General features: G+C 59.9%; 6 protein-coding genes. 2 read left to right on the top strand and 4 right to left on the bottom strand.

What is annotated here, in order from left to right:
- Nucleotides 1-233: 233 nt before the first annotated feature.
- Nucleotides 234-1,322, bottom strand: coding sequence for a TRAP transporter substrate-binding protein (locus AAFX91_RS36525; protein WP_394569747.1), 1,089 nt, complete (start codon nt 1,320-1,322; stop codon nt 234-236).
- Between the two features lie 172 nt (nt 1,323-1,494).
- The gene (locus AAFX91_RS36520) at nt 1,495-2,364 is read right to left on the bottom strand and encodes a GNAT family N-acetyltransferase (protein ID WP_394569746.1); all 870 of its coding nucleotides are present in this window, start codon (nt 2,362-2,364) and stop codon (nt 1,495-1,497) included.
- 810 nt (nt 2,365-3,174) lie between these two features.
- Here AAFX91_RS36520 and AAFX91_RS36515 point away from each other — a divergent pair.
- Nucleotides 3,175-4,566, top strand: coding sequence for an efflux RND transporter periplasmic adaptor subunit (locus AAFX91_RS36515; protein ID WP_394569745.1), 1,392 nt, complete (start codon nt 3,175-3,177; stop codon nt 4,564-4,566).
- Entirely contained in the window at nt 4,563-6,170 is a 1,608-nt protein-coding gene (locus tag AAFX91_RS36510; RefSeq protein WP_394569744.1) for a DHA2 family efflux MFS transporter permease subunit, read from the top strand. Before AAFX91_RS36515 ends, AAFX91_RS36510 begins: the two co-directional genes overlap by 4 nt.
- Nucleotides 6,171-6,458: 288 nt before the next feature.
- Here the strand turns inward: AAFX91_RS36510 and AAFX91_RS36505 are convergent, their stop codons facing one another.
- Nucleotides 6,459-6,920 carry an ion channel gene (locus tag AAFX91_RS36505; RefSeq protein ID WP_130577570.1) on the bottom strand — a complete coding sequence of 154 codons (462 nt, stop codon included), beginning with the start codon at nt 6,918-6,920 and terminating at the stop codon, nt 6,459-6,461.
- Nucleotides 6,921-7,368: 448 nt separating this feature from the next.
- Nucleotides 7,369-7,734, bottom strand: a complete 366-nt coding sequence (locus tag AAFX91_RS36500; protein ID WP_130577571.1) for a nuclear transport factor 2 family protein — start codon at nt 7,732-7,734, stop codon at nt 7,369-7,371.
- Nucleotides 7,735-7,990 lie beyond the last annotated feature (256 nt).

Raw genomic sequence — 7,990 nt, 5'->3', positions numbered from 1 at the left:
TCCTGCCACCCGAAAACTTGCCGATCCTCGAATGGCTCGGTATCAAAACGTCAAAATCACTGTGATGAACCACTAGGGCGTTTTGGAGCGAAGTGGACACCGGTTCGCATAGCAATCAAGTTTACGCAGATTGCTTAAACTTATCTGCGCAGGAAGTGCGTCAAAACAAGAATCAACAGCTTCGGTTCTGATTCAATCAGACCCGAAGCTGTTCTGGGCGAGATCGGGCGAAATCAGCCCTTGCGTATTTTGCTGAGCAGATAGTTGTCGTAATAGTTTTCCGCGATCTGCGTATAGAAAAGCACGTCCTTCATATACGCGTCGTGGCTCTCTTTTGTTTTCTTGGAGAGCGGGCTCTTCTCGGCAATCTCGTTCAGATAGTCCTGGGTGGCTTTGTAGCTGGCCTCCATGACCGGTTGCGGAAACGCGCGCAGCTCCGTTCCGTTCGCAATAAGCCGTTTCAGGGCCGTGGGGTTTACGCTGTCGTACTTCTCAAGCATCCAGGCGCCTGCTGCCGACCCGGCCTGGGTGAGGATCGCCTGGTATTGCTTGGGAAGCGCATTCCACTTCTCGTCGTTCACGATCATGTGCAGCATGGCGCCTCCTTCCCACCAACCGGGGAAGTAGTAGTACTTCGCCACCTTGTAGAAGCCGAGCTTCTCGTCATCATAGGGACCGACGAACTCCGCGGCATCGATCGTCCCCTTCTCGAGCGCTGGATACACATCACCGCCAGCGATCTGCTGCGGCACGACACCGAGCCTTGCGAGCACATGGCCGCCCATGCCCGCGATGCGGAACTTGAGGCCCTTGAGATCATCGACCGTCTTGATCTCCTTGCGAAACCAGCCGCCCATTTGCGTGCCGGAGTTGCCGCACAGGATGGCATGCACCTTGAAAGGCTTCAGGGCTTCGGCGCAGAGTTCGGCACCGCCGCCGAATGTCCACCAGGAATGTTGGTGGCGATGGTTCATACCAAAGGGCACGCCCGTCGCATAGGCAAGCACCGGCTCCTTGCCGATGTAGAGATAAAGCGGCGTCTGCGCGATCTCGACGGACGCGACGCTCACGGCGTCAAGCGCCTGCAAGCCGGGCACGATCTCGCCAGCCCCAAAAGTCTGGATCTGAAACTTGTTGTCTGTGGCCTCTGCCACGTATTTCGCATAGGTCTGGGCCGTGCCGTAAATGGTATCGAGCGACTTCGGAAAGCTCGACGTCAAGCGCCACTTGATCTCGGGCATCGACTGCGCGATCGCAGGTGCCGCAACCAGCGTCGTCGCGCCGGCCACGGCGCTGCCTGTGAGAAACGTACGGCGCTTCATGATGTCATCACTCCTTCGGATTGCAATTCGATTGGGCACCGCTTCCGCAGCCGGCCCGACGGCATAAGGACCTATCCCAAAGGCCCAGCCGATACCAGAGTAGCCTACGACTGACCCGGCCCAAAGCCTCGAGCCTTGGCTATCGCGTCCATTTGAGGCAGAGGCGTTTGCGCTATCCGAGCTCGAAGGTAGTGACGCCGAATATCCGCTCCAGTCGCAATGGCGGTATTGCGCCGGTATACATGCGCGCGGTCTCGAACACTGGCGCAAGGCCCAAGTCTTGCGCCAGCGCGACAGCGTCGCAGTTGATGCTGGGAACGTCGAGGAAGATCTCGCCGTCGCCCACGCGGGCCAGCAAAGCCGACAGAACTGCCTCGGCGCTCGCGCGGTCGTCGGCCATGAGCGGGCCGATCTTGCGGCCCCTCCGGCACGGACGGATCACGCCCCAGCCGGCAAGCCCGCCATCGCGCACGAGCGCGCAACCGACATGCCCGGGCGAGCCGATCCAGGCGCGCAGGAACGCAGTGCGCCGAGCCGGAAACACCGTCGCGTCATACGCCTCCACGCTCGCCAACGGGACGTCGGCGAGCGTGACGACATTTGCCTGCGGCGCATCCGGAGCCGCGACGGTGCCGCCGTAACGGACGTTGGCATAAGCGAACTCGAACCCGGACTTCCTGTAGTTCTCCTGCTGCGCCACCACGCCGTCGAGCCCGATCACGCGTCGGTCAGCGTGCGCAATGGCCGCGTTCCATATGCGCAGACCGTAGCCACGGCCGCGCAGGTCTTTTCGCACGATGTAGAAACCGAGAAACGCGAAGCTCTCATCGTAATTGACGCAGGAGACGGTCGCGATCGGAGCGCCATCGAGTTCGCCGATGAAGAAGCCTTCCGGATCGGCAGCGGCGAAGCAGGCAGCGTCGGCGAGGCCCGGATTCCAGCCTTCGGCCGCCGCGCAATCCAGGGCAATAGAGATTTCGTCCGGCCGCATCGTCCGGATGCGCAGGCCGCTCGTGGCGGGCGATCGTACGGATGGACTCATGAAACGATATCACCACGAGTGAGCTGTTACCGGCAACCAAAGAAACGCCATGGCCGCGGCGCTCGGGATTCCCTGGAAAACATCCGCTTCTGGCTTGAGGCCGACGACTACCGCTTAGGCCTTTGCCACATCGGCTCTTGGGGTCAGAGCGGACATGAAGCAGCGAAGTCTCGACGGCCGTTTGTGACCCTCAACAGACATTCGGTCCCATGCCTTCCAGGAAAGGTTGGTTCTGGCATTACCCGGTCTGTCCCGACGTGCAGAATGGATACGGTTCCCATGTGATGTTCTGATCTGAGTAAAAGTTGGGCGTGCCAATTCCGACATGTTGGTGGTAAGCTGGGTAAATGGAACGCACCGGCCGCCGGTCAACGCCGGGCTTTTGGCCCCGAGCCAACGACCTGCTTTTCCCGGGCCCGCCGCGACACGACGGGACAAGGTAGTGGCTCGCAAGAGCTAACGACGTCTACCCACAACAAGCAGTTCCCCGAGCTTTGAGCCAGTGTCATGGCGCTGGAAGTCCCGCCGAGCATCCATTTGCAAAGATAGAGCTGCAGTCGATCGACCACGACAACGAGAAGCATAAGTGTCGGCGATCAACGCGACCCGATTGCGTTGAGAGACAATCGTTAGGAGGGATATCCAATGCCTCCCGAGATAACCGAGCATGGCAACGAGTCAGTTGCGGTCGACACGCCCGCAACAGCTAAAGCGGGCGCTACGGTCGATCGTGACGGGAAATTACGGCAGGCAGATCCTGTTTCGACGCCCGCCCCACCAGCGAAGCAACGGTTCACACGGCGGCGAAAGTTGCTGATCGGTGTGCTCGGCGCTGTGGTCATTGCGGCCGCGGTGTATGGCATTCCCTGGATCCGGTTCGTGCTCAGCACGGTTTCGACCGATGATGCGTTCGTGAACGGTCACGTGACGTTCGTCGCTCCCCGTGTCCATGGCCAGGTTGCCCGGGTTTTGGTGGATGACAACAACCGTGTGCACAAGGGAGATCTTCTCGTTGAACTGGACAAGGAGCCGTTCCGGGACGCAGTCGCAGTGAAGAAGGCGGCCGTCGATACCGCAGAGGCGGATCTCCAGGCGACCAAGGCCGCGGTGCGCGGCATCGAAGCACAGGCCAGGAGCCGGCGCTGGCAGTTGCAACAGGCGATAGAGAATGTCGAAAACCAGATAGCGCTCCTGCATGCTCGCGTCGCCGCGCTCAGGAAGGCGAAGGCCACACTGACACTGGCGCAGCAGGAGTTCGACCGGACGTCGAAGCTGGTCGAAACTGATACGGCAAGCCGCGAGCTTTATGATCAGCGTCAGGCATCGTTGTCGATTGCCCAAGCCGGAGTCGTCCAGGCATTGGCGGATGTGAATCAGATCCGTGTCTCTTTGGGCCTGCAGGAGAAGCCCGAAGACAGCGCCGATCTCGACCAGGTACCGCCCAATCTCGATCAGACGTTTTCTTCGGTCCTGCAGGCGCAGGCAGCGCTGATTCAGACAGCGGCTGAGCTCGGCGTTCTCCACTCCTACAACCAGTCTCCGAAGCAGATGGTCGACGAGTTCGAAAACGCCGACCCCCAAGGCGACATCAACCGCACCTTCGATCGACTGGCGGCGGAAGCGCCGGCCGTCAAGCAAGCCGAGGCCAAGCTCGAGGCTACCAAACGCGACCTCGCTCTGGCTGAACTCGACCTTCGCTATTGCGACGTTGTCGCTGATATCGACGGCGTCGTCACGCGCCGGAATGTCAATCCCGGCAATGATGTCCAGGTCGGGCAGAACTTGATGGCGATCCGCTCGCTCGGCGAGATCTGGGTCGATGCCAACTTCAAGGAGACGCAGTTGCGCGACTTGCGGATCGGTCAGGCTGCCGATCTCTATGTCGACATGTACGGCGGCAAACAGGTCTTCAAGGGCCGTATCGCGGGCTTCACCATGGGGACCGGATCGACGCTCGCATTGCTCCCGGCGCAGAATGCCACGGGCAACTTCGTCAAGATCGTCCAGCGACTCCCGGTTCGGATCGAGCTTGAAGGATACGACCCGGACAAGACCCCTCTGTTCATCGGCACATCGGTCGTTCCATACGTCAATATCAACAAGCCACCCACCGGACCCGATGCCGGGAAGTTCCTTCAAAGCAACATGCAACCATCGCCGGCCGGCGCTCCGGCTGCGAGCCCACCGGGTGTCGACAAATGACCGAGTTGGCACTTTCACCCTCCAGATCCCCGACAGAGGTGAACCCGTGGCTTGTAGCCGCCGTCGTCATAATACCGACCTTCATGGAGGTGCTCGACACCACCATCGCTGTGGTCGCACTGCGATATATCGCCGGCGGCCTGTCGGCGACCGTCAACGACGGCGAATGGGTCATCACCAGCTACCTCGCCGCCAACGCCATCATCCTGCCGATTACCGGCTGGCTGTCGGCGCATCTCGGTCGCCGCAACTACTTCCTGCTGTCGATCGCCGTCTTCACCCTCGCCTCCGGCTTGTGTGGAATGGCAACCAGCCTCAGTCAGCTGATTGTGTTTCGTGTCATGCAGGGCCTGGCGGGCGGCGGTCTTCAGCCTTCCAGCCAAAGCGTGCTGCTGGACGCCTTTCCGCAGGAGAAGCAAGGCATTGCGATGACGCTCTTTGGCTTGGCTGCCCTTTTGGCGCCGGTCGTCGGTCCGACCCTTGGCGGTTGGATCACGGACAGTTATTCGTGGCGCTGGGTGTTCTTCATCAACGTTCCGGTCGGTCTGCTGGCGCTTGCTGCCTGCTATGCGCTACTCCGGGATCCGGACTATCTCACAAGGCAGCGTTTGGAATTGAGAAGGCAGCCGTTGCGTTTTGATGTACTCGGCCTGTCACTCCTGGTGATCGTCATGGTCTCCTGGGAGGTGATGCTCAGCAAGGGACAGGAGTGGGACTGGCTGAGCGATCCGTTCTGGCGTGTGCAGACACTGGCAATTCTTGTCGTTGTGGGTCTGACCGCGCTGATCTTCTGGGAGTTACGCCACCCCAGCCCAGTGGTCAATTTCCGCCCCCTGCGGGAGCGAAATTTCGCTGCATGCTGCTTCATCATCTTTTGCGCTTTCGCAGTCCTCTACGCCGCCAGCACATCGTTGCCAGCCCTGCTTCAATCTCTGTTCGGCTATGATGCTCTCAGCGCGGGGTTGGTCATGTCGCCGGCTGGGTTCGCCGCGCTTTTGGCAATGCCGTTTGTCGGCCTGGCACTTGGCCGAGGGACCGATGCCCGGTGGTTGATCGCCGCCGGCCTGCTGGTCATGGCGGTCGGAAACTACTGGATGTCGCAAATGAACCTCGACATCAGCCCGGGCCAGGTCGTCTGGCCTCGGGTGATGCTGGTCTTCGGACTCTCGATGTGCTTTGCGCCTGCGAATGTAGCGGCCTATCTCTATACGCCACCGTTGTTGCGTGGAGCGGCGGTCGGTCTGCTCAGTCTGCTTCGCAACGAGGGAGGCAGTGTGGGGACATCGCTGGCGCAGGCAATTCAGGAGCGCCGCGACCAGTTTCACACTCTGCGGCTTGGCGAGCCCCTTGATTCCTTCAACGCTAATGTGGCTTCCTTCCTCCATCAGGCCCAGGCAGTGTTCCTGCAGCAGACCGGCGACCCGTCCGCAGCGCAGCAACTGGCCTGGCAGGCGCTCGAGAACTTGCGGCAGCAGCAGGCATCGTCACTTGCTTATTTCGATGTCTTTTGGCTGTTGGCCGTGGTGATGCTGGCGCCGATACTTGCGGTGCTGCTGATGAAGCGTTCGGTGGCTGAGAAAGGCGCACATATCGGTGCCGAATAAGGTGTCCATGCCGGATGCCGCGCGCCGACGAGATGACAGAACGATGTCGCGTATTGGCAGGGAGCCGCCGATCCGGCAAATCCACAACTCGGCCGCTAATCGACCGTAAGGTCACTGTTGGGAGAGCTTGTCATGGAAACCAGGATCGATGAGATCGGTGCAGGCATATATCGCCTCTCTGTCTTTGCGCCCGATGCCGCTCCGCCCACCGGATTTACATTCAATCATCTTGGCGATCCACCTTTCGTTCGCCAGGCACGTCAAGATAGCAACGATTCTGACAAATACTCAGTGCCTAAGATCCTCAAACCTAGCCAGAACCAAGCGTTGTATAACAGCAAAGACCATTGCGGCCGAAACACCGAACATGAGCGCTCCGTTCGTTGCCTCCAGCGGTCCCAGCAACCGCCACGACGGGGTCAGAAGCACATCCCCGTAGCCCAGAGTCGAGTAGTTGACCGCCGAGCAGTAGTAGGCGATTCCGAATTCTTTAAATTCTCCACAGAGGACGAGCAACGCTGCCCATAAAGCGATCTCAATCAGGTGCGCTACGAACGCGAAAGATATAGCCAGCGCCAGGATTGAAAGATCGATCAAGGCGCCGCTGCCTGCGCGCCCGCGTTTCCTCTCATAGCGAAAGAGGTTTACCGTCGCGACCATCGCGAGCGCATGGACGAAGATCGTACATACGACTGCGCCTACGCCAACCATCAACGGAAAGAGAATCGCGAATTGATGATTTTGCGTCATCCTTTACACCGCCACATCCCGGCCAATGTTCTGGGTTGGGACGAATAACGTTCGGACCGCCATCACCCGGGCCGCCCTATGGACGGTTCAAAACGGTGGTACACCATACGCCAACCGGTTTGTGCTGACGTCAAATTGTGATCGGCAGGAAGGAACTCTAGCTCGCTCCGAAACGGCTGCTGAGCCGCCCGCCAGCATGCGACCCATCTCGGCCCTTCAGGACTACTTGTCTCCTCCCGAAAGCGGACGATCAGGATGGCGCGGAAGCAGGGCGACGGTCTCGGCGGCCGACTCTCGCAGGTGGCGGCGATTGTGCGGCGGTGATGCTCACGAGAGACCAGCGGCCAGACTTCGCGTGCGCGCAGGGCAGGTGGCAATGAGGCCAACGCGGAAACATAACGACCCGGCGCGGCCCCCCACACGACGGGGTTGACACATCAAGCGTGTGTCAACCGCGCTGTGCCGGGTCATAGAAGAATGTTTCTGTGGCAATCTTCTCACCTCGCCAGGTTTGCCATGCGACCTCTTCCTGTTGCAGTTTGCCTCCATCCTTGAAGACGAAGGTGAAGCGCCAGCGAATCGCAACCTGGTCGCCTTCAATCATCGGACCGCCAAGTAGTTCGGTTCTAACCGATTGGCTGCGCTCCATCATCGCGGCCTCACGCTTCATCAGCGCCTCCCGGCCCCCTTGGAGGGGCGGCGCTTGGTTTTCCTGCGTCCACGCGTCATCGTGATACCAGTCGCGGATTGCGCCGACGTGGTCGCCGGAAATCACATGGGCAATGAAGGCTTCGACGGTGGTTCTGGCAGGCATGATCGCTACTCCCAATTAAGAATTGATTCCTTGGGCTTTTTGAACTGGCGATTTGCAGACGCACTATGCCGTCGTCGGCGGATGCGCCATGTCTCATATCGTCTTGGTAAAGCGCGCAGCAAGGGGTCGCCGCCTCGAAGTAGACGGCTGAACGCGAGGCCCACGCTCAAGTGGAACAATGTTCTAGGGTCTGTTGGGATTCAGGATTCTCATTCGTGCTTGGCTGTGATTCAAGCTTTGGATGGAACGATTCGTT

This window comes from Bradyrhizobium sp. 31Argb (assembly GCF_043638955.1).
Lineage (GTDB): Bacteria > Pseudomonadota > Alphaproteobacteria > Rhizobiales > Xanthobacteraceae > Bradyrhizobium.
This window is presented reverse-complemented; position numbering and strand designations above follow the sequence as displayed.

What these genes read in the sequence shown, in the direction of transcription:
- AAFX91_RS36525 (WP_394569747.1), bottom strand. Translation starts at nt 1,322, where the DNA reads ATGAAGCGCCGTACGTTTCTCACAGGCAGCGCCGTGGCCGGCGCGACG.
- AAFX91_RS36520 (WP_394569746.1), bottom strand. Translation starts at nt 2,364, where the DNA reads ATGAGTCCATCCGTACGATCGCCCGCCACGAGCGGCCTGCGCATCCGG.
- AAFX91_RS36510 (WP_394569744.1), top strand. Translation starts at nt 4,563, where the DNA reads ATGACCGAGTTGGCACTTTCACCCTCCAGATCCCCGACAGAGGTGAAC.
- AAFX91_RS36505 (WP_130577570.1), bottom strand. Translation starts at nt 6,920, where the DNA reads ATGACGCAAAATCATCAATTCGCGATTCTCTTTCCGTTGATGGTTGGC.
- AAFX91_RS36500 (WP_130577571.1), bottom strand. Translation starts at nt 7,734, where the DNA reads ATGCCTGCCAGAACCACCGTCGAAGCCTTCATTGCCCATGTGATTTCC.